The following is a 24,478-nucleotide window of genomic DNA, read 5'->3' on the forward strand; positions in this document are numbered from 1 at the left end:
TTTATCAAAAACCTTGAAATACACCTTCCAAATAATTCAATAACTAAATAATTTTAAAATTGAACGAAACTTTTTTATTCCTATTATTAGCTGCTATTTGCCTGTTAATCGGTGCTTTTTTAGGCAATTTCTTTGCGCGTTTAAAAAGTAAATCTGAAACCAGCAAACTAGAAGAACGCCTTGAAAACGCAAGCCTTCAAGAGGAAAAACTGAACGAGCGCTTTGAAACTGCCTTGCGCGAACGCGAAGAAGTGCGAACAGAAAAAGAATTGCTGAACATGGAGCTAACGCGGCGAAATTCGGAGTTTGAAAATTTAGAAATTCGCAACCGCGAACAGAAAGCCGAAGTAGAAAAACTTCAAGAAAGATTTTCGAAAGAATTTGAAAATCTTGCCAATAAAATTTTAGATGAAAAATCCACTAAATTCTCCAAACAGAACAAAGAAAGCTTGGAGTTAATTTTGAATCCACTTCAAGAAAAAATTAAAAGTTTTGAAAAACGGGTGGACGATACCCACAAAGAAAGTATAGACCGCCATGCGATGCTTCGCCAGCAAATCATTGGTTTAAAAGAATTAAATGAACAGATGAGCAAAGAAGCCACAAACCTGACTAAAGCGTTAAAAGGCGATAGTAAAATACAAGGAAATTGGGGCGAACTTGTATTGGAGCGCGTACTGGAAAAAAGTGGTTTAGAAAAAGACCGCGAGTACTTTGTGCAAAACAGTTTTACTACAGAAGAAGGCCGCAGATTACTTCCCGACGTTGTGCTGCATTTGCCCGACAATAAAAAAATGATAATTGACTCGAAGGTTTCGCTCGTTGCATACGAACGCTTTGTAAACGAAGACGACGAAGATTTAAAAAACCGTTATTTAAAAGATCACGTTGCTTCACTTAAAAAACATATCGAGCAATTGAGTGCCAAAAATTATCACGCACTTTACGAAATTGAAAGCCCCGATTTTGTGTTACTTTTTGTACCCATTGAACCCGCATTTGCCGTAGCAATTAACCAAGAAAGCAATATTTATAATTGGGCTTTCGAAAAAAATATTGTTATCGTCACCCCTTCAACACTACTTGCAACTTTACGCACTGTGGACAGCATGTGGACCAATGAAAAGCAACAACGAAACGCCATTGAAATTGCAACCCAAGCGGGCCGTCTTTACGATTCTTTTGTGAATTTAACGAACGATCTTTTAAAAGTTGGCTCGCAACTAAACACCGTAAAAGGTAGTTACGACGGTGCAATGAAAAAACTAACCGGACAAGGCAATTTAATTACACGAGTTGAAAAACTAAAAAAACTTGGCGCCAAAGCCAATAAAAATATTGACGATAAATTACTCAACAGAGCAATAGAAAATAACACCGAAGAGTAATTAAATTGTAATACATTTACCGCTTCAAAACAAAAACAAACCCCAAATTATATGAAATTTAATATATTCTTCGCAGCTATTCTATTTTCAACGATTAGCGCCTTTTCACAAACCCATTTTGAACCTGGGTATATAATTGAAACCAACGGTACAAAAGTAGCTTGTTTAATAAAAAATGAAGATTGGAAAGGCAGTCCTACCACATTTGTTTACAAGCTTTCAGAAAATGGTGAAACAAAAATTGGCAGTTTAGACAATGTAATTGAATTTGGTTCCGAGCAATCGTTTAAATATATTAAAGCTACGGTTGAAATAGATCAATCTACAGATGTTGTAAACAACCTTAAATTTGATCGCAATCCAGATTTAAAGGAAGAAACAATCTTTCTTAAAACATTAGTAGAGGGGAAAGCATCGCTTTATTTCACTTTAAATTCCGATACGCCACGCTATTTTTACAGTAAAGACAATGGCACTATTGAACAACTTATCTATAAAAGATATCTTGTAACCCGATTAAAAATGGGGACAAACGACCGGTATAAACAACAACTTGCCACCAACCTAAATTGCAGCGATTTAACCGAAAAAAGCTTTGAAAATCTTGAATACAAAACCAATTCGTTAATAAATATAATTACTAAATATAATAGTTGTCATAATTCTGAATCTGTTGTGTTTAAAAAAAATAAACGCGAAGCAAAATTTAATTTAAGCATTCGTCCTGGCGTAACATTTTCTTCATTTTCTATGCAGAGAAGAGGGGACGCCCAAGTTAACTTTGACAGCAATACCGGAATTAGAATTGGGGTTGAAGCCGAGTATATTTTTCCTTTTAACAACGGTAAATGGTCTGTTTTTGTAGAACCCACCTACCGCAGTTATAAAACTGAAAAAGAAATTCTTTACGTAGACATGATAACTTTTCAGAAATATACCACGGTTTCGGTAAATTACACCTCCATTGAGTTACCATTGGGCGGGCGACACTATATGTATTTAAAAAATGACGCTGCATTTTTTATTGATGCTGCGGTTATAATGGATTTAACAACCCTGGGTTCTGAAATAAATTCCAGCAATGAAGATAGCTACGATCTTAATGTAATGGCTGATGCGGCCCTAGCTTTAGGCGTAGGGTTTAGATACCAAAATAAGTACAGTGTTTCGGCAAGATACCACACCTCTCGTCAACTGTTGAATTACGAAAATATAAACTCCGGATATAAATCATTTGCTGTAATTGTTGGTTATAACTTTCTTTAAAACCTGCGTAAAATTTGATTAATTTTAGAGGATGAAAAAAATTCTCTTTATCATTCTCGGAAGTATATTGGCGCTGTATTTACTGTATTTCGCCTTTGTGTATTTTGTACCCTATAGTGAAGGAACCCGTGCCGGCGAGTTGATTAAATTCAGTCATCGCGGTGTGGTTATTAAAACGTGGGAAGGCGAGATAAGTCAAGGAATAAGTGGCGCACAGATATTTTCGTTTTCCGTACTCGATAAAAATGAAGAAGTAATTGAAAAATTAAAAGAATACCAAGGTAATTACGTAAAGGTCACCTATATTGAACGATTTGCAAGCTTCGCAATTTGGGGAGAAACCAATTATTTTATAACCGATGTTGAACTGGAAAGCTCACCGCATTTTAGAAAATAAATCTATAACTTAAGAAGTTATTTTTTCGCAATTTTAAGTGTAGTCTGCATATTTTTGGAAATAACTTTCACAAAATACAAACCACTATTTAACCTACTCATATCTACTTGAGTTGTATTGCCAGAGCCTTTTCCCTCGGAAACAAGCGTGCCTAAAACATTGTAAACTTGATAACTGTCTATTTTAAAAATTGAAGAAATAGTCAGGTTGTTTTTTACGGGATTGGGATAAAAGTTTAAATTTTTCACAAACTTATCTTCGGCAGAGAGTTTATTTACCACCGTTACTTTTCCGCGCATTAGTGGGTTTTGATCATTTTTATAATCAGTAATGCCGGTTTTTAGAAAAGTATATGCAAATTCGTTATTTAAATCTTTTAAATTTCCGCTGTCAAATTCTTCACTTCCACCTGGAAGGCTGGTAACACTTTTAGAAGAAGCATCTGCCCAAGTCCATAAAACGGTATCGCCCACTTCAATCGTTGGACTTGCTACAGATTCGTTTATACCTTGTTCCCAAGCAATTTCAACAACATTCTGCGCACTGAGAATGCTTATTGTAAAAAAACAAAAGAACAGCGTAATTTTTTTCATAAATGAAGGGTCTAGTAGGTCAGTAATCTAATTTACGAAAAATTTTTAACAATAAATCTGATGATAGCGAAATATGTTGTTATTTACTCAGGTACATTTTTCTTCTTGCATATAGGTCGTAAAATGCATCGTCTTTTAAACTATCAATAAAAAGTATGCTTTCGCCAGTGCTTTTCATTTCAGGCCCTAATTGTTTGTTAACATTTGGGAATTTGTTAAAACTAAACACTGGTTGCTTAATTGCAAATCCTTCCAATTTTGGGTTAAAGTTGAAATCTGTAACCTTATTATGGCCCAACATTACTTTGGTGGCGTAATTTACATAAGGTTCGCCGTAAGCTTTCGCAATAAACGGAACCGTTCGCGACGCACGTGGGTTGGCTTCAATTATATAAACGATATCATCTTTTATAGCGAATTGCACATTAATTAAACCAACTGTTTTTAACGATTTCGCAATTTTTATAGTGTGATCTTTTATTTGTTGCATTACAAATTCACCAATATTGAACGGTGGCAAGGTAGCATTTGAATCGCCCGAATGAATTCCGCACGGCTCAATATGTTCCATTATTCCAATAATGTACACATTTTCGCCATCGCAAATTGCATCGGCTTCGGCTTCAATGGCGCCATCTAAATAATGGTCGAGCAGCAATTTGTTATTTGGAATTTTTCGAAGAAGGTCAACTACGTGTTCTTCCAATTCTTTTTTATTGATAACAATTTTCATTCCTTGACCTCCCAATACATAGGACGGACGAATTAAAAGTGGAAAGTCCAACTGATCGGCAAGTGCTAAAGCTTGATCGGTGGTTTCTGCCACCCCAAACTTTGGATATGGAATGTTGTTTTCCTGTAAAAGCGTAGAGAAGCTTCCGCGATCTTCAGCTAAATCTAAAGATTCATAAGTGGTTCCGATAATGTTGATACCGTATCTATCAAGCTTTTCCGCAAGTTTAAGAGCAGTTTGCCCGCCCAATTGCACAATAACTCCTTCAGGTTTTTCGTGGCGAATTATGTCGTAAATATGTTCCCAAAAAACGGGTTCGAAGTAAAGTTTATCTGCAACGTCAAAATCTGTAGAAACGGTTTCGGGATTACAGTTTATCATAATGGTTTCGTAGCCACATTCGGCTGCAGCCAAAACTCCGTGAACACAGCAGTAGTCGAACTCGATGCCCTGCCCTATTCTATTTGGCCCCGAACCTAAAACGATAATCTTTTTCTTATCTGTTACCGCACTATCGTTTTCGGCGTAGGCTTTTTCGCCATCAAGTTGCATTTCATTTTCAAAAGTTGAATAGTAATACGGTGTTTCTGCCTTAAATTCGGCGGCGCAGGTATCTACTAATTTATAGACGCGTTGAATGTTCATTTCTTCGCGTTTTTTATACACTTGACTTTCCAAGCATTTCAACATATGTGCAATCTGCCGATCGCCGTAACCTTTTTGTTTAGCTTCCAATAATAATTCTCTTGGAAGTGTTTCCAAAGTATATTTTGAAATTTCCTTTTCTAAAAGATACAGTTCTTCATACTGACGAAGGAACCACATATCAATTTTTGTAATTTCATGAATTCTACTCAATGGAATTCCAATCTGAATAGCGTCATAAATTACAAAAACACGATCCCAACTAGCGTTTTTCAGTTTGTCGAGAATTTGTTCATAATTGGAGTAACTTTTTCCATCTGCGCCAATTCCGTTTCTTTTTATTTCTAAAGACTGGGTGGCTTTGTGAAGTGCTTCCTGAAAAGAACGGCCAATACCCATTACTTCTCCAACAGATTTCATTTGAAGTCCTAAAGTTCGGTCTGAGCCTTCAAATTTATCAAAATTCCAACGTGGAATTTTTACAATTACATAATCTAAAGTTGGTTCAAACAAAGCCGAAGTAGATTTTGTAATTTGGTTATTGAGTTCAGCTAATGTATAACCAATTGCGAGTTTGGTCGCAATTTTAGCAATTGGATAACCGGTTGCTTTTGAAGCTAAAGCCGAAGAGCGCGAAACACGTGGGTTAATTTCAATGGCAATAATTTCTTCCTCTTCATCTGGACTTACTGCAAATTGAACGTTGCATCCCCCTGCAAAATCGCCAATGCTACGCATCATTAAAATTGCCATATCGCGCATTTTTTGGAATGTGCGGTCATTTAGTGTCATTGCAGGAGCTACAGTAATGGAATCGCCGGTATGGATTCCCATTGGGTCCATATTTTCGATGGTACAAATAATAACAACATTGTCGTTATTATCGCGAAGTAGTTCAAGTTCGTACTCCTTCCACCCCATCATTGCTTTATCAATCATCACCTCGTGAATGGGGGAAATCTCCAGACCGTATGACAAAAGCTCATCAAAATCTTCTTCTTTATAAACAATGGATGCGCCTGCTCCTCCTAAAGTATAAGACGCTCTAATAACCAATGGAAAGCCAAATTCCTGTGCAATTTCTTTTCCTTGCAAGTATGAATTAGCGGTAGCTTGTGGCGCCATTTTCACGCCAATTTCTTCCATTAAGCTTCTAAACTGCTCGCGGTCTTCGGTGATATTTATTGCATCGATATCTACGCCAATCAGCTTAACGCCAAAATCTTCCCAAATTCCCTTTTCATCTGCTTCAATACACAAGTTAAGCGCAGTTTGCCCACCCATTGTTGGCAATACTGCGTCTATTTGCGGATGTTCTTTTAAAATTTGTACAAGCGATTTTGTGGTTAATGGCAAAAGATAGATATGATCGGCCATAGATGGATCGGTCATAATAGTAGCAGGATTGCTATTTATTAAAACGGTTTCAATACCATCTTCGCGCAAAGATCTAAGTGATTGTGAGCCGGAATAATCAAACTCACACGCTTGACCGATTACAATTGGGCCCGAGCCAATTATTAAAACTGATTTTATGGAAGGATTTTTAGGCATGTTTTTTACTTTTTCGGTGCCGCAAAATTACGACGCTTTAGGGTATAAAAAAAAGGTGTTGCTTAGTTAAACAACACCTTTTATATATAATTTATCAACATTATTTTTTGTGACGGGCATCATGAGACACAGAAAGCTTTTTTCTGCCTTTCGCTCTGCGGGCAGCCAATACTTTTCTACCGTTTACAGAAGCCATACGCTCTCTAAAACCGTGTTTGTTTCTTCTTTTTCTCTTTGATGGCTGAAATGTTCTTTTGCTCATTATAGTATTCTTTAACTTCCGTGATATCTTTGTTCAAAACCCATTCTTTAAACTTGGGTTCGTAAGCCAAAGCATTTATTTGCGTAGGCGGGTGCAAAAATACAACAAGTTTTCACTTAGACAAACCTTTTTTTGAAAAATTCTGTATTTTTTTTCATATCACAATACTGCATTGCGACAGGCAATTTTTAATTGAAATAATTTCGCGCCAAAACTACAAAATATTCCCAAATAGCCCATAGTTTTTATACCTTTGCAGGCTCTTAAAAAGAAAACCCATGTTTAATAAAAATATAAAACTAGTTTTGGCTGCCATGGTAATTGGTGCAGCAGTTTGGCAATTTACCGAAACAAATATTGGCAACGGAATTATGCTAATATTACTTTCGTTGATGTTCGTCTTTCTTTATTTTAAAAACGAGATCATACTCCTCGCCTTTCTCCGTCTTCGGAAACAAGATTTTCCAGGAGCCAAAAAATGGTTAGATCGCATTAAGGATCCAAGTGCCGCTTTAGTACCAAAACAAGAAGGTTATTACAACTATCTAAATGGTTTGATGATTTCGCAAACAAATATGGTTGAAGCTGAAAAATATTTTAAAAAAGCTGAAAAATTAGGTTTAAATATGACTGCAGATATGGCCATGACAAAGCTAAATCTAGCCGGAATAGCGATGACTAAAAACCGCAAACGCGAGGCCGAGCTACTTATGGCCGAAGCTAAGAAGTTAGACAAACACAATATGCTCGATGATCAAATTAAAATGATGAAACAGCAAATGAAAAAAATGGGACAACCGCGACAGCAGTTTGGAAAAGCAGGCCGCGGCGGAAGAAGATTTTAATTTATAAACAGCTATTTTACAATATTGAATATTTCTTAGGTATATCCGAAAATTCTTACTAATTTTTTAACTATAACTCAAGCAATTAACTTATCTTCACTGAAAGTTATTGTTTATGGGGAAAACACTACTTTACCTCTTCTTATTACTTTCTTTTGCAGCACAATCTCAAATTGAGCAGGGTACTTATTTTTCTGAAGCTATTGGAAAAAATATAAAAAAATACACTAAAAATTCGCAAAAAGCGTATGCTGAACACAATTTTGAATACGCCGAATTTCTGTTCGACTCTCTTATAAATAACGTAGTAAACGGCAGCTATCTCGACAATTTTAAAGTGCGAAAACTATCGGGAAGAAAAATAAACCTTTACAAGTTTAAAAAACCACTTTATTTGATGACCTACGCTTCGTGGTGTACACCCGGTGCCGGTGAAATTCCTGCACTAAATGCAATTGCAGAAAAGCACTACAACGATATAGATTTTGTAATTCTATTTTGGGATTCTAAAGAAAACGTTCGAAAATCTACTCGGGCGTATTCCAGCAAAATACATATTATATATGTAGATGAAAAAGAAAACACACACGACCATATGGTTGAAGTGATGAAGCACAGCCTTGGATTTCCTACCTCTTTTTTTATAGATGAAAACAAACAAATTGTAGATGTTAGGCGTGGTGCCCTACACCCTTATAACGAAAAATATGAAATTTCATTTGAGCTAAACTACAACTCCTTCTTAAACGGAATATCGCTTCTAAAAAAATTGAACGATGATGACAATACCCGTCTTGCTTCAAAAAAAAACCCGTAAAAAGCATTGAGTTTATACGGGTTTTACAATCACGAACGTACCTTTATTTGTAGTATCCTTTTTCAGGAATTTCAATAATATACTCTTTTCCCGACGCATTCTTCAAATACGTATCGCGAAGCCACGGATTGTGAATTTTTAATATTTTGTAATTTATTCCGTATGGTTTTACCCACTCAGACCAATCTTCAACGGGGGTGTCAACCTTTACTTTAATTGTGGGGATGTTTGTGTACAAATCTTTTTCCCTAAAATTGAAACCATATTTTTGGGGATGTTCCATAATTTCTTTTAATGCCAAAATTCTAAAAACATACCTGCTGGTTTCAGAATTTAGCAACAAATCGTAATAATCCGTTTGATTCTGTCTATTTATCTGTTTGTTCATTCCACCTACGCCTGCATTGTACGAAGCCGCCGCCATAGTCCAGTTGCCAAACCTCTCTTTCGACTTTTTTAAATATTCTGCCGCAACCATTGTGGCTTTCTCAAGATTATAGCGCTCATCTACGTAATCGTTTATTTCAAGGCCATATTCAAGGCCAGTGCCCTTCATAAAATGCCAAATTCCCGATGCTCCCACTGGCGAACTAGTATATTCTAATCCACTTTCTGCCACAGCCAAATATTTAAAATCGTCTGGCAAGCCATATTTTTCCAATAAAGGTTCAATCAGCGGAAAATATTTATTTGCACGCTTAAAAAGAAGCAAGCCGTTAGACTGCCAATAAGTATTAACCAACAATTCTCTATCCAATCGTTCTCTAATATCAGGTTCATCAAGTGGAACAGGTTCGCCTGCAAAATCCATTTTTTCGGGTAGTGGCAGCGCGTAAACATTATAGTCGTTTACAACTTTCTTTTCAAGATTCGCATCTGTAGGGGCGTCCTGCACCGCATGAATGCTCACAGCACTCACCACGAGAATGACAACTCCTACTCCTATTTTGCCTAACATTTTCATAAATTAAATTTTTTATTAAAGATACTTAATATACCAATTGTAAAAGAAAAAGCCGCTATTATTCTTCAAATATTTCCAACAGCATTTTAGAAATTTTTCTGCCTTTGTTTAAAATCATAATGTGTGTTCCGTCCTTTATAACTCTGCAATCGTCTATGTATTTTATAGGAAAAATTATATCTTTTTCACCGTGAATATGAATTGTATTTTTAACCTTTTCGCGTCGGTCCCAAGTGATCATTTTTTCAATTGCCCAATCTAAATATTGCTTATCGCGAACGTGGAGATATTGTTGATAAAGCGACAATCGTTTTTGGGTTTTGGGCCCTATTGAAAACTTAGTTAAATCATCTACTTGTAAAACCAAACTAGTGGGAATTAATTTATAGGCTTTTGTAAAACTTGCAAATTTCATTCTGCGCGGAAGCTCATCTTTTGATTTTACACTAGAAATAATCACGAGTTTTTTCAAACTTAAAAAGCTATTCATTTCCTGTACCACAACTCCACCAAAAGACACGCCAATTAAAATTGCATTATTTTCACTTACCCGAAGCGCCATTCGCTTGGCATAGTCTTTCAAACTTTCTCCCTCCTCAGGAATTAGCCACTCCAAAATATGAATTTTATAATTTTCAGGAAATTTAATATTCTTAAATATCTCGCTTCCGGCCGCCAAACCGGGAACAAAATAAACATGTGTTTTATTAGAGTTCATAAGTCTTTTGTGAAGAAAATGGTAAAGCCCAAAGATTATTCGTAAATTTACGGGTACAAAGATAGAATTATATAACCGTTTCTTATCAACTGAATATTTTTCAGTCGTAATTTACTTTGAGAACAAACCGAACATCTAAGAATAGATTTTATAAAAATATTTTTTTATTAGGCCAGATTACGCACTTTAATGGCCGCGCTTCAAGAATACCCTATTCTGAAAACACTTTTCCAATTTAAAAAAACTCACCATGATTGAAGATGTAGAAATTACCGACAACGAATTTTTAAGACAATTTGAACTTGAAATTGGCGACAACATGGCACGGATAGAATATGCACTGCAGGACCGCAAAATTTTTCTTACAAAATACGAAATGCCCGATGACTTAGAAGAACAAGGATTTAGAGAGATATTTATAAAAGCCGTTTTTGATGAAGTAAAAGATCGCGGTATTAGCTTGGTACCCACAAGTCCCGAAATTGCAGGTTTTATGCGTAAAAACAGAAGGAAATACAAAGATTTATTACCTGTTGGCATTAATATTTAACCCAAAACCGGTTCAGTAGTCTTAAACCGCACCAAGCCATCTGTATCTATTTCAGTAAGTGTAATTTCCTGTAAGGTGTTTACCAACTCAGGATTCCACGGTGTTTTCACTTTTACGTAATTTTCTGTAAACCCGTGAATGTAACCCGCTTTATTTTCTCCTTCAAAAAGCACGGTGCGAGTAGATCCTAACTGACTTTCATAAAAAGCTCGGCGTTTTTTAACAGAAAGCCCACGTAACATTTTACTGCGTTTGTTTCGCACTTTCATCGGGACAACTCCCTCCATTTCGGCAGCTGGCGTGTTATCTCTTTCCGAATATGTAAAAACGTGTAAATACGAAATATCTAGCTCGTTTAAAAAGTGATAGGTTTCTAAAAAGTGCTCATCTGTTTCGCCCGGAAAACCAACTATAACATCAACGCCAATACAAGCATGCGGCATTACTTCACGAATTTTAGCTACTCGTTCGGTATATAATTCACTCATATAGCGGCGGCGCATTAACTTTAATATAGCATTGCTCCCACTCTGCAGCGGAACGTGAAAATGGGGTACAAATGAATTCGATTTTGAAACAAATTCAATGGTTTCATTCTTTAAAAGGTTGGGTTCAATTGAAGAAATTCGAAGGCGCTCAATCCCTTCTACTTCATCCAAGGCTTTTACAAGTTCTAAAAATGTGTGTTCGTGTTTTTTGTTACCAAACTCACCTTTTCCGTAATCGCCAATATTTACACCAGTTAAAACAATTTCTTTAATTCCTTGTGCCGAAATATCTGCGGCATTCTTTAAAACGTTTTCTAAAGTATCACTTCGCGAAATACCGCGTGCCAAAGGAATTGTGCAATACGTACATTTATAATCGCAACCGTCCTGCACTTTTAAAAAAGCACGGGTTCTATCGCCAATGGAGTAAGAGCCCACGTAAAAATCTGCATCTTCAATTTCGCACGAATGCACTTCGCCGAAATCATTTTTCGACAGGTCGTTTAAATAATCTGTTATCTTAAATTTTTCCGTTGCTCCCAAAACCAAATCAACACCATCCACATCCGCCAGTTCGTGCGGTTTCAACTGCGCGTAGCAACCTACAGCCGCTACAAAAGCATTTGGATTTGCTTTCTGGGCTTGTTTTACAATAGTTTTAAAACGTTTATCGGCATTTTCGGTTACGCTGCAAGTGTTAATTACATAGATATCAGCTACTTCAGAAAAATCAACACGCTGAAATCCTTCCCCCTCAAAACTTCTTGCTATTGTTGAAGTTTCGCTGAAATTGAGTTTACAGCCTAAAGTGTAAAAAGCGACTTTTTTTGGTGCGTTCATTGTTGTATTTTTGGCAAACGAGGGCACAAAAATACAAACTCTTAACCACGAAACCACATATTATTTATAAACGAATATTTTTATGGTGAAAATTTAATTTTTCGGACAAAAAAGAGCCAATAAACCCATATATTCGTGCATTCGTGGTAATTTTTTTAAATGCTTAGGTTCCTAACAATCATTACAATTTTTTTAACGATTCTTTCTTGCAATAACAAGGAAGAAACCGACCGCGACCACCTAGTTTTCCGCTACAACGAACACGGAAACATACCTACGCTAGATCCTGCTTTTGCGCGTAATCCGCAAGCTATTTGGCCAGACAATCAACTTTACAACGGTTTGGTGCAATTAGATGATTCGTTGAACATTAAACCAGACATTGCCAAAAGTTGGGAGATAAACGACACTGCTTTTACCTATACATTTTACTTAAGAGACGATGTTTTTTTTCACCAAAACAAAGCTTTTGCGCAGGAGGGATTGCACAGCCCAACAAGATATACACGTAAAGTAGTAGCGCAGGATTTTGTTTATAGTTTCGACCGTTTGATAGATGAAAAAGTAGCCTCCTCTGGCAGTTGGGTGATGAATTACGTGAAGAGTTACAAAGCCGAAAACGACCACACTTTTGTAATTGAACTAAAACAACCGTTTCCCGCGTTTTTGGGATTGCTCTCTATGCGTTACTGTTCAGTAGTTCCGAAGGAAGCTGTGGAATATTACGGCAATGAATTTAGAAGAAACCCTGTGGGAACGGGTCCTTTTCAGTTTAAAATGTGGGAAGAAAACGTAAAGCTTGTATTTCGAAGAAACCCACTTTATTTTGAAAGAGATGAAAACGGCGAAAAGCTTCCGTATTTAGAAGCGGTTGCGATTACTTTTTTACCCGATAAGCAAAGTGAGTTTTTACAATTTGCACAGGGAAAGCTCGATTTTATTTCAGGTTTGGACGGAAGTTATAAAGACGAACTCTTAACCACTCGCGGAAAACTTCAGCCAAAGTACAACGATTTGGCTTATATGATTACGGGACCGTATTTGAATACAGAATACCTCGGTTTTTTCCTTGGTACAAATACCCCCGAAATACAAAGTAAAACTTTGCGACAAGCAATAAATTATGGTTTCGACCGCCAAAAGATGGTAACTTATCTTCGCAACGGAATGGGTATTCCGGCCATTCACGGTTTTATTCCGAAAGGCTTGCCTGGCTATGCTGAAATTGACGGTTACACCTATCAGCCCGAAAAAGCAAAACAATTAATTGCACAATACAAAGCCGAAACTGGCGATACAAAACCCGAAATAATAATCGGCACCAACAGCCAATATTTAGATTTGTGCGAATATGTGCAGCGCGAACTTGAAAAACTTGGGATTGCTGTGACGATAGACGTAATGCCGCCTTCCACGCTTCGGCAGATGAAAAGCAGTGGCGAGTTAGATATCTTTCGCGCCAGTTGGATTGCAGATTACCCAGATGCCCAGAACTATCTTTCGCTGTTTTACAGTCCTAACTTTGCGCCAAACGGCCCTAATTATATGCACTTTAAAAATCAATCGTTTGATAGCCTGTATGTTAAATCGCTTACTATTTCGAATATTGAAAAACGAAAAATGTTGTATAAAAAAATGGATTCAATTATAATTGAAGAAGCTCCAATTGTACCCTTATTTTACGACATGGCCGTGCGGTTTGTAAATAAAAAAGTATCAGGTTTAGGTATTAATCCGCAAAACTTTTTAGTTTTGAAGAAAGTAAAAAAGGAGCGGTAAATTTAAACGTAAAAACATGGGGTTCGGAGGATCGGCTGCGGCAATGATACAATCAATAAGAAGTAACGCGAAGCAGCTCGCCAAACGCAATAATTACTTCGAAAAAAATCCTGCTTCAAAATACGGAACTTCAACAAAAGTAGTTGATTACAAAAAAATGTCGCCAGCCCAATTTGCAGCTTTCAAACAAAAACTGAAAGAAAGCGAATTACGCCGCCAAAAAAACGTAGCGATTGTTTTTAGCAGCGTAATGTTAGTAATTGTTGGTGCGCTAATTTACTTCTTGTTTTTTTATTAATCCGTGCAAAACAGACGCACATTTATACGCTCATCACAGCCTAAAAAATACTTAGTGAAACATTTTAACTTCCTTATTTTCCTATTTGCCCCAATGCTTTTTTCGCAGGAATTAACGCCAATAGATACTGCAGATTTTGCTACAAGAAAAATGTTAGTGGCAGAATACAAAACAGCATTCGAAATTTTTAACGATAAAATAAACAAGAAGCATAAAGGGAGAATTAAGCGCGAACTTAGGGATATTTACGAGTTCTCGCAGGAAGAGTTTATTCGCACTATCGAAAAAAGAGAATTCATTCTCGATGCGCGGTTTACGGAATATATTTCAACGCTTAGCGATAAACTAAACACCAAGCTAAATACCAATGATGTTTCAGATTTTAAGATTCTCGTCTCCCGTTCCAATAATCCCAATGCTTATTGCATGCCGGGCGACATTTTGGTTATTAATATTGGATTATTTCGATTTTTTAACAATGAAGAGCAGCTACTTTCCGTAATATGCCACGAACTGGGTCACAAGCAATTGAGGCATCCCGAAAACACGCTGCTGTCTAAGGTAACGTTAAACAATTCCGAGGCTTTAAAAGCGCGCTTACGCAACATTGAACGGAAGAAGGTTGGGCAAAATGACGAAGCATTTGCGTTGATGAAAAACATCCTTTATTCCGAAGGTGGAAAACGAAGAATAGAAGAACAGCAGGCAGATTCGTTAGGGTATTTACTCTTCAGAAAAATGGGCTTGCCGAATTCCAGTTTTTTGGAGGCGCTTTATCTTTTAAAGGAATTTGATAGCATTCCCTCCATTGAAATTGTCCAAAAAGATTACGAAACACTTTTTGATTTATCCGAACAGCCTTTTAAAGATCAATGGTTGGAAGTTGAAGATTTTTCAAAATACAATTACAGTTTTTACAAAGAAAAAATAAGTGCAGATTCCCTTAAAACACATCCCGAATTAGAGGAACGCATTTTGAAGCTGAAAAAAGATTTTAGCGAACTAAATAATCCTTTAATTCCCGAACCAAAAATTGATACTTCATCTACTTTCTACAAGTTAAAATTGGTGGCAAATCAAGAAGTAATTACAAATTATATTGAAAAAGAAGATTACGGAAAAGGTATTTATTTCAACATAGCGCGACTGATTGACGAACCAAAAAACGACTATTTAAAAAAACTATTGGGGCAAAATTTCCTGCTGTTATACGAAGCTAAAAAACAATACACTTTCAACAAATATGTAGCATATGTCACCCCCGAAATGGAGGACGAAAGCTATATTAGGTATTTATCATTTCTTTGGAATTTAAACCTGGATGAAATGAAAAATATTTCAGATTATTATCTTCAAAATTAAAAATTTACCCGCTCCAAACGGATTTTATTATGTGCCGAATCTTTATTGTATTCGCGCAGCAAAATAAAGCCTTCCTTCGCAATATAAGGTTGAATATAAAAATCGTCTGACGACATTGGAATCTGCTCGTAACTAAATTCCTTATCCACCAATTTTACAATTCCCAAAACCCAATCTTTGTCTTTGGTAACTTCATCCTTTTGATAATCTCTGTAAAAGAATACAACGTCGTTTCCGTTATTAATTGGCTGCGAAAAAAGGTAGTCTGAAATTGAAAATTTCGATTTGTCCTTTACAATGGTTTCCACATTTTGAAGTGTGAATTCATCATTAAATTGAAACAATACGAAGTCGGTTGCCTTTGGCACATTTACTCCCAACAGGATATTGTAAGCTTCCTTATATTTTTCGGCCAAAAAGGTAATGCGTCCATCCTCGAAAATAAAGTAATCCTGCGCCAACAGGCGATATCCTTTTTCAAGTTTTCCGCGTTTGTTTATTTCTAAAAATTCTGCAGCCTCTTCCCAAAGAAAATATTTTTTGAAATTTTCGGTGCCATCTGCGGCTAATTTTATCTTAAATAAACCTTTTGCATTTTCGTATTTATAGCCAAAACTACTGTAAGAACTTATCTTGCCAGTTATAATTAATTCATCTCCAATCTTCCTTATTCTGAAATTATAATTGTAGTCAGAGTCACCATTTTCCAACAAATAAGAAAATAGTTTTGCACCGGTTAGCGGATCAAAGGCGTGTAGCGTAATTTCTTTTCTGTTCTTTTCTTCAATTATCAACGTATTGTTTTCGGCATAGCTAATGGAAAATTTTCGGTATTTATCTGAACGTTCTCCCGTAAGAAATGTCGTGTCCCATTTTTCCTGTTTATCTGCGCCAAATATGGCAACGGCATTAACGTCTCCCATACTTCTTCTCTCTTTGGAAACCTGAAAAGTGAGGTAGTTTTCGTCTAAACCGTATAGCAAATCCAATCCCCCGTATTTGCGTTGATCTTTAAAAAGGGTCTCAGCATTTCTGAAGCCGTCTACAAATTTTCCTTCTTCAACATAAAAAGTTGTCGATGGTGTATTTGTTTTTAAGTCAATTTCGGTGTGCGAGGTAAATATTACGTACGTACGGTTGTACGAATTGTACAATCTACTTAAAAGTAGCTTGTCTTTAATTTTTTCGAGTGAGTAAAAATTACTGGTAACTTTTTCGTATTCTGGGGTCAAAAATTCCCCATTCGCCACTTTTGCCAAGCGCGTGTCTAAGATTACATATTCAAATCTGTTTTCGTATTCATTGACTTTGCCCAAATCAAACACCGCAAAGTAACCATAGATAGATTTATCTTCTTCAAAAATTGGATTGAAAAATGTAAGAGTGCCATTGGCGAGCGATAAAAGATCGGTCATTTGCGCGCGACTTGCAGTAAAGGAAAGAAAGGCGAATAGACCGAGTAAGAAATTTTTCATAAATTGATGATTTGGGGATTCCTTAAAAAGAACAAATAAAGCTAAATCAATAATATTATGAACTATTTTGAATAAATAAGTTGGGAATATTTTTTTGGATTCGTTGGATTATCCTTTTCGCCATTGGGCCGTTTCGTCAAAAACGTGTTCCAAAATTTTAGCATCCATTTCTGAAAACTCAATATTTCTACGGCTCATAACCACTTTTGCCACTTCAAATGCTTTGTCGGTTTTATACGTAGTGAAACCGCCACTTCCGCCCCAACTAAAACTTGGAACAAAATTACGAGGGAAACCACTGCCAAATATATTAGCACTTACGCCCACAACGGTCCCCGTATTAAACATGGTGTTGATACCGCATTTGCTGTGATCGCCCATCATTAACCCACAAAATTGTAGTCCCGTTCTTGCAAAACCTTCGGTTTGGTAATCCCAAAGTCGCACTTCGGCATAGTTATTTTTTAAGTTGGAATTATTAGTGTCTGCACCTAAATTACACCATTCACCCAAAACGGAATTCCCCAAAAATCCATCGTGTCCCTTATTTGAATAACCGAAAATTACCGAATTATTCACTTCTCCCCCAACTTTACTATGAGGGCCAACAGTGGTGTTACTGTATATTTTGGCGCCCATTTTTAATGTGGAATGTTCGCAAAGTGCAAATGGACCGCGTACCAATGCTCCTTCCATAATTTCGGCGTCTTTACCTATATATATAGGTCCTTCGGAAGCGTTTAGTGTGCAAAATTCAATTTTCGCGTTTTCTTCTATAAAAATATTTTCTGGGTTTTTTGTCCAAACGCCTTTGGGAATGGGTTGCGATTTTCTGTTTTTGGTTAGCATTTCAAAATCGCGCTTTATTGCTTCGCCATTTTTTGAAAAAATATCCCAAGTGTGTTCTATTCTTAAAACATCCTCGTGGGAATATTGGATTACATCAAAGGTTTCAAAATCTACTTCCTGCCCTTCAGTCGTGAAAAAGGCAATTGGTTCATCATCGAAAAAGACCGCTTGGTTTTCTCCCAATCCTTTAATAATATTCACCAAATTTTCCGATGGAAGGAAGGACGCATTGATTAATATATTCTGCTCCAGTTCCAAAAACGGATATTTTTCAGAAAGGTAATCTTCGGTAACTGTCGTGGTTGTAAAGCCTAAAAAATGCTCCCACTTTTCGCGAATTGTTAAAATACCAACACGAACATCTGCCACAGGTCGTGTAAATGTAAATGGCAAAAGCTGGTTGCGGACGCTGCTGTCGAAGAGAATATAATTCATTTTATTTATTGTTTCGATTGAATTTTTAGAGCTTCACAACGAATAGGATAAATAATAAAACTATCGCTATTAAAGCTGTGATAAAACCTATAATTGCTAGCTTATAATTGTTTTCGGCATTTTTAATTAGAATTAGGTTTTGCTGTGCCATTTCTTTGATAAGTTCTGCCTGTTTCAGTTCGTTACTTTCAAGAACCTCAATACGTTTAGCCAAAGTTTCCATATCAAAATCATTAATCTTTGCTAATCTAGCCTTTTCTTTTTGGTTAGAAGAAAGTACGCTGCCAGCCACTTCTACTAAAGAGATGGCGGTTGGTATTAACTTTGTCCACGGAAGTATCATTTTTTTAAATTAAATTAAGAATTAAAGATAATAAAGCTACCCGTAACTATAATAAAAAAAGCCCTCGATTTCTCGAAGGCTTTTGTATTTTTTAGACACTGAGCGAACCCGAAGTGCCACAAAGAGGATTACTCTTCAGTTTTAGCTTCTGTTTTCTTTGCAGGTTTTTTAAACTTATTGTACTTGTTTTTGAATTTATCAATACGTCCTGCAGTATCAATAAGTTTTGCTTTTCCAGTATAAAAAGGATGTGAAGTACGTGAAATCTCCATCTTTACCAAAGGATACTCAACACCATCTACCTCGATAGTTTCTTTTGTATCTGCAGTTGATTTTGTAAGGAATACTTCTTCATTGCTCATATCCTTAAAAGCAACTAATCTGTAATTTTCTGGGTGGATACCTTTTTTCATCTATCTAATATTATAATTTAAAAATGCACGCTTCCGACCTTTCGGAAATGAGTTTGCAAATTTAACTATTAATTGGAAATTAACAACAAAATAATACACTTTTTTAATTCAGTACTATTTCGCACGCAAATGTAACGTTTTGCTATCTTTGTTTACTAACAAACCGAACCAAATAAATATTTTAAAAATGGAAAACCAACCTATTTCAATTAAAAAATCCGCAGTTAATTACGGTGTTATTTTAGGTGCAGTCTTAGCGCTTATGACCACTTTAATGTATGTATTAAACCCAGATCTTTTTACAAAATGGTATGTAGGAATTATTAGTTTTATCATCATTATTGCAATGGGAATTGTCTCTACAGCCAAAGCTAAAGGCATTTTGGGCGGCATGATGAACTTTAAGCAAGGCTTTACCGTTTATTTTATTACCGTTGCACTTGGGCTTTTAATCAGCACCTTGGTAGGGATATTAATTTTTAATATTATAGACCCAGATATGGCAGCTAACCTTCAAGAAAAAACGTTAGCCATGACTGCAGAAATGTTAGAAAAATTTGGAACCCCACAAGCTGCAATTGACGAACAAATGGCAAAAATGTCTGAGCAAAACAATTTTGCAATTGGTTCCCAGCTTAAAAGTTACGTTTTCAGCTTAGCATTTATGAGCGTAATTGGCTTGCTAGTTGCCCTAATTTTCAAGACGAAGAATCCAAATCCGTTAAACTAATTAATGAATATTTCCATCGTTATACCTCTTCTCAACGAAGAAGAATCGCTAAATGAATTGTACCGTTGGATTGCATCTGTTATGCAATCCAATGGTTTTTTATACGAACTTATCTTTATTGACGATGGCAGTACTGACGATTCGTGGAAAATAATTGAAAAGTTATCTCACGAAAATTCTGAGGTAAAAGGAATTCGTTTTCAAAAGAATTATGGAAAATCGCAAGCGCTACACGCAGGTTTTGCAATGGCGCAGGGAAATGTAATAATTACGATGGATGCCGATTTGCAGGACAACCCCGAAGAAATTCCCGAACTGTACAAAATGATAACCGAAGAAGATTTCGACCTAGTTTCCGGTTGGAAAAAGAAACGGTACGACTCTATACTCAGTAAAAATCTACCTTCAAAATTGTTTAATTATGCCGCTCGAAAAACCTCGGGCGTAAAACTGCACGACTTTAATTGTGGCCTAAAGGCATATAAAAAAGACGTAATAAAAACAATTGAAGTAACAGGCGAAATGCACCGTTACATTCCAGTTTTGACCAAAAATGCAGGATTTGGCAATATTTCTGAAAAACCCGTTTTGCACCAAGCTCGAAAATACGGAACGACAAAATTTGGTGCAGAACGTTTTATCCGCGGGTTTTTAGACTTAATAACCATTTGGTTTTTGTCGCGTTTCGGGAAACGGCCTATGCACCTTTTTGGCGCTTGGGGTGCATTTATGCTTTTTGTAGGTTTTTGTTTTGCGCTGTTTTTGGGCATCGACAAATTGTTTATCAATCCTTCGGCAAGACTTATTACAGACAGACCCGAATTTTTTATAGCTCTAATTGCAATGGTTTTGGGATCACAATTTTTCCTTGCCGGTTTTTTAGGCGAATTGATTCTCAGAAGCAAAAAAGATTCGCGAAACTATATTATAAAGGAAACAGTTAAGTAGGGATTCATTAATTTGAAAGAACCAATATTGCCGGAGATTTGTGCGCCCTTAAAAAGGTAGAATCTTTTTGAATTTCATTTGACCTATAAATATCTGAACCCTTCGAGTTCATCGTTTTTTATTGCTACTTTTGCACTTTTAAATAAAGAAAATGATTTACGTAGATCCGAAAATTCTGGACAAAGTTAACCAATGGCTCACCCCGTTTTTCGACCAGAAAACCCAGCACGACATTAAAGAAATGATTGCCAACGACCCCGAAGGGCTGGAAGACAGTTTTTATAAAAGTCTTGAATTCGGAACAGGAGGAATGCGAGGAATAATGGGCCTTGGCGATAACCGAATTAACAAATACACCTTGGGAAAAAATACCCAAGGCCTTTCAAATTATTTAAAAACTCAATTTCCAAAGCAGGAAATTAAAGTCGCTATTGCTTACGATTGCCGCCACAATAGCAAAGAATTTGCAAAAGTAGTGGCCAACGTTTTTTCGGCAAACGGAATAAAAGTTTTTCTTTTTTCTGAATTGCGCCCCACTCCGGAGCTTTCATTTGCCGTTAAACATTTAAATTGTCAAGCCGGTATTGTTTTAACAGCTTCGCACAATCCGCCCGAATACAACGGCTACAAAGTATATTGGGAAGATGGCGGACAGCTAGTTCCACCGCAGGATGGCGAAATAATTGCCGAAATAAATTCACTTAAATACGAAGACATAAAATTTGATGCAAACGAAAATTTAATTCAATTTATAGATTCTGAAGTTGACGAAGCTTTCGCAAAAGCTTCGGTTGAAAACGGGACCTTTAATACGCCAAAAGAAGCAAAAGACAAGTTTAAAATTGTGTTCACTTCACTTCACGGAACTTCAATTACAATGATTCCGAAGGTTTTGGAATTAGCTGGTTATAACAATGTTTCAATTGTCGAAGAACAAGCAGAGCCAAACGGGGATTTCCCAACGGTAAAATCGCCAAACCCAGAAGAACCAGCCGCTTTAAAAATGGCTTTGGAACTCGCCGAAAAAGAAAATGCAGATATTGTAATTGGCACCGATCCAGATTGCGACCGTTTGGGAGTGGCTGTGAGAAATGCTAACAACGAAATGGTTTTGCTCAACGGAAACCAAACCATGGTTTTAATGACACACTTTTTACTGGAAAAGTGGGAAAAAGCTGGAAAACTGAACGGAAAACAATTCGTGGCTTCCACAATAGTTTCAACGCCAATGGTTAAAAAAGTTGCGGCACATTATAACGTAAAATACATTGAAGGACTTACAGGTTTTAAGTGGATTGCCAAAATGATTAACGACTTCCCAGAACTTGAATTTATTGGTGGTGGCGAAGAAAGTTTTGGATATTTGGTGGGCGATTTTGTGCGCGATAAAGACGCGGTAACCGCTACCCTACTCGCCTGTGAAATAGCAGCGCAAAAAAAGCATGCCGGCAGTAGTATGTTTGAATATTTAGATGCTATTTACAATGAATTTGGAAATTACCGCGAGCATTTAATTTCAATTACAAAAAAAGGAAAACAGGGAGCCGAAGAAATTTCAGCAATGATGAAAACACTTCGCGAAAATCCTTTTAAAGAAATTGCAGGAAGCAAGGTGGTGCGAATGGACGATGTGTCTAAAAATGAAACCACCAATTTTTTAAAACAGGAAACTTCAACCTTAAATCTTCCAAAATCCAACGTTTTAATTTATTACACCGAGGACGGAAGCAAAATTGCGGCACGCCCCAGCGGCACCGAACCGAAAATAAAATTTTACATTAGCGTAAATACTACTGAAAAGACAAATTTTGAAGAAATACTTCAGAAAAAAATAAATGCAATCGCTGCACAACTAAACGTGAGTTAATGAGTTATTTCAGAAAAATACTGCGCTATGTTTTTCCTTATAAGAGGTATGCGTATTTAAATATATTTTTCAATATTCTGTATGCTTTATTTAGCACACTGTCATTTTTAGCTTTAATTCCGGTACTCCAAGTTATTTTTAGCGACCAACGCGAAGTTGGTGCCAAACCGGTTTATGATAGCATCACGAAATTAACAACCTATATTCAAGATTCACTCAACTATTATTTAGTTAAATACATCAATGAATACGGCGATTTTAAGGTGCTACTATTTATGATAGGACTGATTGTTACTATCTTTTTACTGAAAAACTTGAGCAATTATTTGGCAATGTACTATTCCACTTTTTTACGCAATGGCGTTTTAAGAGATCTGCGGAATGATCTGTACAGCAAAGTAATTCAATTTCCATTAGCTTTTTATTCTGAAAAAAGAAAGGGAGACACCATTTCGCGTTTGAGTGGCGATGTGGACGAGGTGAAAAACTCAGTACTTTCCGTTTTAGAAATGATTATTCGCGAGCCTTTAACCATTATTTTTTCGCTCGCAACAATGCTTTTTATAAGTCCGAAATTAACGCTTTTTGTGTTTCTGTTTTTACCAATTTCTGGTTTTCTAATCTCCAAAGTAGGGAAATCATTAAAAAGAGGTTCGTTAAAAGTACAACAAGAGCAGGGCGTTTTTCTTTCCATTTTAGAAGAAACTATGGGCGGACTACGCATTATAAAAGCTTTTCACGCTGAAAATTTATTTCAGAAAAAATTTGAAGATAGCAACCAACGGTTTTATAAACATTCCAACAAAGTGATGAACAGACAGAACCTCGCTTCGCCATTAAGCGAGTTACTGGGAATTATAACTATCGGGATCCTCTTAATTTACGGTGGGTATTTGGTGTTTGTTGATCGCACTTTAGACGCCAGTTTTTTCCTTGGCTACATTATGTTGGCGTATAATATTTTAACACCGGCAAAAGCCATTGCAAAAGCAAGTTATTCGGTTAAACGTGCCGACGGTTCTGCCCAGCGTATTTTAGAATTACTGGAAGCCGAAAACACAATTACCGATATTGAAAACCCAATACAAAAGGAAGGTTTTGACGGCCTTATTTCAATTAAAAATATTTCATTTAAATACGAAGATCAGTACGTTTTAAAGGATTTTTCACTTGAAATTCCGAAAGGGAAAACCGTCGCGCTCGTTGGGCAATCCGGTAGCGGAAAAAGTACGATTGCAAACCTATTGACGCGTTTTTACGACGTAAACCAAGGCAGTATTGAAATTGATGGCGTAGATATTAAAAATATTTCAAAAAAATCACTCCGTGGATTAATGGGAATTGTTTCGCAAGACTCCATACTTTTTAATGATACAGTAGCAAACAATTTAAAGCTCGGAAAACCAATAGCAACCGATGAAGAATTGAAGGAGGCCGCAGATATAAGCAACTCTTTTGAATTTATAAAAGATCTTCCCGAAGGTTTTGAAACCAATATTGGCGACAGCGGAAATAAATTGAGCGGCGGCCAAAAACAACGTTTGAGCATTGCCCGTGCCGTTTTAAAAAATCCGCCGATAATGATTTTAGACGAAGCAACTTCAGCTTTAGACACTGAAAGCGAACGTTTGGTGCAGGATGCTTTGGAAAAAATGATGAAAAACCGCACTTCAATTGTAATTGCGCACCGTCTTTCTACAATTCAAAATGCCGATAAAATTGTCGTTCTCTCAAAAGGAAAAATTGTAGAGCAAGGCAAACACCAGGAGTTGTTAGCGCTAAAAGGCGTTTATTACAGCCTTGTAGAAATGCAGTCTTTAGCATAATTAAACTCCGCAAACCTCTGCATTTTAGTTATTTCACAGAGCTGCATAGAAAAGAATCACAACCTCATTTAAACTTTTCGGATTATCTTTAGT

Annotated in this window: 23 protein-coding genes; 13 read left to right on the forward strand and 10 right to left on the reverse strand. The window is 36.5% G+C overall.

Annotation, left to right across the window (positions count from 1 at the left end; translation table 11 throughout):
* Positions 1-59: 59 nt before the first annotated feature.
* Genes rmuC through K8089_RS02335 form a run of 3 tightly spaced genes read left to right on the forward strand, consistent with a single transcriptional unit; the run spans position 60 to position 3,051 of the window.
* Positions 60-1,388, forward strand: coding sequence for a DNA recombination protein RmuC (gene rmuC / locus K8089_RS02325; protein WP_237601663.1), 1,329 nt, complete (start codon positions 60-62; stop codon positions 1,386-1,388).
* A 51-nt stretch (positions 1,389-1,439) separates the two neighbouring features.
* Entirely contained in the window at positions 1,440-2,654 is a 1,215-nt protein-coding gene (locus K8089_RS02330; RefSeq protein ID WP_237601664.1) for a PorT family protein, read from the forward strand.
* 31 nt (positions 2,655-2,685) lie between these two features.
* Positions 2,686-3,051, forward strand: coding sequence for a 6-phosphogluconate dehydrogenase (locus K8089_RS02335; RefSeq protein ID WP_237601665.1), 366 nt, complete (start codon positions 2,686-2,688; stop codon positions 3,049-3,051).
* A gap of 17 nt (positions 3,052-3,068) precedes the next feature.
* Here the strand turns inward: K8089_RS02335 and K8089_RS02340 are convergent, their stop codons facing one another.
* The 3 genes from K8089_RS02340 to rpmH all read right to left on the reverse strand — a co-directional run bounded on the left by K8089_RS02340 (position 3,069) and on the right by rpmH (position 6,838).
* Positions 3,069-3,644, reverse strand: coding sequence for a T9SS type A sorting domain-containing protein (locus tag K8089_RS02340; protein ID WP_237601666.1), 576 nt, complete (start codon positions 3,642-3,644; stop codon positions 3,069-3,071).
* Between the two features lie 79 nt (positions 3,645-3,723).
* Complete coding sequence (gene carB / locus K8089_RS02345; protein WP_237601667.1) at positions 3,724-6,576, reverse strand: carbamoyl-phosphate synthase large subunit; 2,853 nt, start codon at positions 6,574-6,576, stop codon at positions 3,724-3,726.
* 100 nt (positions 6,577-6,676) lie between these two features.
* The gene (gene rpmH / locus K8089_RS02350) at positions 6,677-6,838 is read right to left on the reverse strand and encodes a 50S ribosomal protein L34 (RefSeq protein ID WP_237601668.1); all 162 of its coding nucleotides are present in this window, start codon (positions 6,836-6,838) and stop codon (positions 6,677-6,679) included.
* Between the two features lie 278 nt (positions 6,839-7,116).
* On the opposite strand from rpmH, the gene K8089_RS02355 reads away from it, so the two are divergent.
* Both K8089_RS02355 and K8089_RS02360 read left to right on the forward strand, forming a co-directional pair.
* Positions 7,117-7,683: a DUF2892 domain-containing protein gene (locus tag K8089_RS02355; RefSeq protein WP_237601669.1), complete on the forward strand. Its 567-nt coding sequence runs from the start codon at positions 7,117-7,119 to the stop codon at positions 7,681-7,683.
* A 115-nt stretch (positions 7,684-7,798) separates the two neighbouring features.
* On the forward strand, positions 7,799-8,500 hold the full coding sequence (locus K8089_RS02360) for a TlpA family protein disulfide reductase (RefSeq protein WP_237601670.1): 702 nt from the start codon (positions 7,799-7,801) through the stop codon (positions 8,498-8,500).
* A gap of 43 nt (positions 8,501-8,543) precedes the next feature.
* Here K8089_RS02360 and K8089_RS02365 read toward each other — a convergent pair whose 3' ends face one another.
* Together K8089_RS02365 and K8089_RS02370 are read right to left on the reverse strand one after the other, a co-directional pair.
* Entirely contained in the window at positions 8,544-9,464 is a 921-nt protein-coding gene (locus K8089_RS02365) for a lytic transglycosylase domain-containing protein (RefSeq protein WP_237601671.1), read from the reverse strand.
* A 58-nt stretch (positions 9,465-9,522) separates the two neighbouring features.
* Positions 9,523-10,182 carry an alpha/beta hydrolase family protein gene (locus K8089_RS02370; RefSeq protein WP_237601672.1) on the reverse strand — a complete coding sequence of 220 codons (660 nt, stop codon included), beginning with the start codon at positions 10,180-10,182 and terminating at the stop codon, positions 9,523-9,525.
* A gap of 250 nt (positions 10,183-10,432) precedes the next feature.
* On the opposite strand from K8089_RS02370, the gene K8089_RS02375 reads away from it, so the two are divergent.
* Positions 10,433-10,732 carry a GNAT family N-acetyltransferase gene (locus K8089_RS02375; RefSeq protein WP_237601673.1) on the forward strand — a complete coding sequence of 100 codons (300 nt, stop codon included), beginning with the start codon at positions 10,433-10,435 and terminating at the stop codon, positions 10,730-10,732.
* Here the strand turns inward: K8089_RS02375 and mtaB are convergent.
* Positions 10,729-12,060 carry a tRNA (N(6)-L-threonylcarbamoyladenosine(37)-C(2))-methylthiotransferase MtaB gene (mtaB, locus tag K8089_RS02380; protein WP_237601674.1) on the reverse strand — a complete coding sequence of 444 codons (1,332 nt, stop codon included), beginning with the start codon at positions 12,058-12,060 and terminating at the stop codon, positions 10,729-10,731. The genes K8089_RS02375 and mtaB overlap by 4 nt on opposite strands.
* 159 nt (positions 12,061-12,219) lie before the next feature.
* On the opposite strand from mtaB, the gene K8089_RS02385 reads away from it, so the two are divergent.
* Genes K8089_RS02385 through K8089_RS02395 form a run of 3 tightly spaced genes read left to right on the forward strand, consistent with a single transcriptional unit; the run spans position 12,220 to position 15,499 of the window.
* On the forward strand, positions 12,220-13,839 hold the full coding sequence (locus tag K8089_RS02385; protein ID WP_237601675.1) for an ABC transporter substrate-binding protein: 1,620 nt from the start codon (positions 12,220-12,222) through the stop codon (positions 13,837-13,839).
* Between the two features lie 16 nt (positions 13,840-13,855).
* The gene (locus K8089_RS02390; protein WP_237601676.1) at positions 13,856-14,137 is read left to right on the forward strand and encodes a hypothetical protein; all 282 of its coding nucleotides are present in this window, start codon (positions 13,856-13,858) and stop codon (positions 14,135-14,137) included.
* A gap of 54 nt (positions 14,138-14,191) precedes the next feature.
* Positions 14,192-15,499 carry a M48 family metalloprotease gene (locus K8089_RS02395; protein WP_237601677.1) on the forward strand — a complete coding sequence of 436 codons (1,308 nt, stop codon included), beginning with the start codon at positions 14,192-14,194 and terminating at the stop codon, positions 15,497-15,499.
* Here K8089_RS02395 and K8089_RS02400 read toward each other — a convergent pair.
* The 4 genes from K8089_RS02400 to K8089_RS02415 form a co-directional block, all read right to left on the reverse strand.
* A complete protein-coding gene (locus K8089_RS02400; RefSeq protein ID WP_237601678.1) occupies positions 15,496-16,974 on the reverse strand; it encodes an RNA-binding protein in 1,479 nt (492 codons plus the stop codon). The genes K8089_RS02395 and K8089_RS02400 overlap by 4 nt on opposite strands.
* A gap of 108 nt (positions 16,975-17,082) precedes the next feature.
* The gene (locus K8089_RS02405; protein ID WP_237601679.1) at positions 17,083-18,258 is read right to left on the reverse strand and encodes a GlmU family protein; all 1,176 of its coding nucleotides are present in this window, start codon (positions 18,256-18,258) and stop codon (positions 17,083-17,085) included.
* A gap of 25 nt (positions 18,259-18,283) precedes the next feature.
* Positions 18,284-18,601: a hypothetical protein gene (locus tag K8089_RS02410; protein WP_237601680.1), complete on the reverse strand. Its 318-nt coding sequence runs from the start codon at positions 18,599-18,601 to the stop codon at positions 18,284-18,286.
* Between the two features lie 128 nt (positions 18,602-18,729).
* Positions 18,730-19,014: a type B 50S ribosomal protein L31 gene (locus K8089_RS02415; protein WP_237601681.1), complete on the reverse strand. Its 285-nt coding sequence runs from the start codon at positions 19,012-19,014 to the stop codon at positions 18,730-18,732.
* Positions 19,015-19,201: 187 nt separating this feature from the next.
* On the opposite strand from K8089_RS02415, the gene K8089_RS02420 reads away from it, so the two are divergent.
* From K8089_RS02420 to K8089_RS02435, 4 genes are all read left to right on the forward strand, one after another.
* Positions 19,202-19,744 (forward strand): DUF4199 domain-containing protein, encoded by a 543-nt coding sequence (locus K8089_RS02420; RefSeq protein ID WP_237601682.1) that lies wholly within the window; start codon positions 19,202-19,204, stop codon positions 19,742-19,744.
* 3 nt (positions 19,745-19,747) lie between these two features.
* Positions 19,748-20,692: a glycosyltransferase family 2 protein gene (locus K8089_RS02425; RefSeq protein WP_237601683.1), complete on the forward strand. Its 945-nt coding sequence runs from the start codon at positions 19,748-19,750 to the stop codon at positions 20,690-20,692.
* 151 nt (positions 20,693-20,843) lie between these two features.
* Positions 20,844-22,559: a phospho-sugar mutase gene (locus tag K8089_RS02430; protein WP_237601684.1), complete on the forward strand. Its 1,716-nt coding sequence runs from the start codon at positions 20,844-20,846 to the stop codon at positions 22,557-22,559.
* Positions 22,559-24,385, forward strand: coding sequence for an ABC transporter ATP-binding protein (locus tag K8089_RS02435; protein WP_237601685.1), 1,827 nt, complete (start codon positions 22,559-22,561; stop codon positions 24,383-24,385). Before K8089_RS02430 ends, K8089_RS02435 begins: the two co-directional genes overlap by 1 nt.
* Positions 24,386-24,478: the final 93 nt, after the last annotated feature.

The sequence above is a fragment of the Aequorivita vitellina genome, from assembly GCF_022008365.1.
Taxonomy (GTDB): Bacteria; Bacteroidota; Bacteroidia; order Flavobacteriales; family Flavobacteriaceae; genus Aequorivita; species Aequorivita vitellina.

Coding starts and splice junctions, on each gene's coding strand:
- K8089_RS02335 (WP_237601665.1), top strand. CDS start 2,686: ATGAAAAAAATTCTCTTTATCATTCTCGGAAGTATATTGGCGCTGTAT.
- K8089_RS02435 (WP_237601685.1), top strand. CDS start 22,559: ATGAGTTATTTCAGAAAAATACTGCGCTATGTTTTTCCTTATAAGAGG.
- K8089_RS02375 (WP_237601673.1), top strand. CDS start 10,433: ATGATTGAAGATGTAGAAATTACCGACAACGAATTTTTAAGACAATTT.
- K8089_RS02330 (WP_237601664.1), top strand. CDS start 1,440: ATGAAATTTAATATATTCTTCGCAGCTATTCTATTTTCAACGATTAGC.
- K8089_RS02385 (WP_237601675.1), top strand. CDS start 12,220: ATGCTTAGGTTCCTAACAATCATTACAATTTTTTTAACGATTCTTTCT.
- K8089_RS02425 (WP_237601683.1), top strand. CDS start 19,748: ATGAATATTTCCATCGTTATACCTCTTCTCAACGAAGAAGAATCGCTA.
- K8089_RS02415 (WP_237601681.1), bottom strand. CDS start 19,014: ATGAAAAAAGGTATCCACCCAGAAAATTACAGATTAGTTGCTTTTAAG.
- K8089_RS02430 (WP_237601684.1), top strand. CDS start 20,844: ATGATTTACGTAGATCCGAAAATTCTGGACAAAGTTAACCAATGGCTC.
- K8089_RS02390 (WP_237601676.1), top strand. CDS start 13,856: ATGGGGTTCGGAGGATCGGCTGCGGCAATGATACAATCAATAAGAAGT.
- K8089_RS02405 (WP_237601679.1), bottom strand. CDS start 18,258: ATGAATTATATTCTCTTCGACAGCAGCGTCCGCAACCAGCTTTTGCCA.
- carB (WP_237601667.1), bottom strand. CDS start 6,576: ATGCCTAAAAATCCTTCCATAAAATCAGTTTTAATAATTGGCTCGGGC.
- K8089_RS02360 (WP_237601670.1), top strand. CDS start 7,799: ATGGGGAAAACACTACTTTACCTCTTCTTATTACTTTCTTTTGCAGCA.
- rpmH (WP_237601668.1), bottom strand. CDS start 6,838: ATGAGCAAAAGAACATTTCAGCCATCAAAGAGAAAAAGAAGAAACAAA.
- K8089_RS02410 (WP_237601680.1), bottom strand. CDS start 18,601: ATGATACTTCCGTGGACAAAGTTAATACCAACCGCCATCTCTTTAGTA.
- K8089_RS02355 (WP_237601669.1), top strand. CDS start 7,117: ATGTTTAATAAAAATATAAAACTAGTTTTGGCTGCCATGGTAATTGGT.
- K8089_RS02370 (WP_237601672.1), bottom strand. CDS start 10,182: ATGAACTCTAATAAAACACATGTTTATTTTGTTCCCGGTTTGGCGGCC.
- K8089_RS02400 (WP_237601678.1), bottom strand. CDS start 16,974: ATGAAAAATTTCTTACTCGGTCTATTCGCCTTTCTTTCCTTTACTGCA.
- K8089_RS02420 (WP_237601682.1), top strand. CDS start 19,202: ATGGAAAACCAACCTATTTCAATTAAAAAATCCGCAGTTAATTACGGT.
- mtaB (WP_237601674.1), bottom strand. CDS start 12,060: ATGAACGCACCAAAAAAAGTCGCTTTTTACACTTTAGGCTGTAAACTC.
- K8089_RS02340 (WP_237601666.1), bottom strand. CDS start 3,644: ATGAAAAAAATTACGCTGTTCTTTTGTTTTTTTACAATAAGCATTCTC.
- K8089_RS02365 (WP_237601671.1), bottom strand. CDS start 9,464: ATGAAAATGTTAGGCAAAATAGGAGTAGGAGTTGTCATTCTCGTGGTG.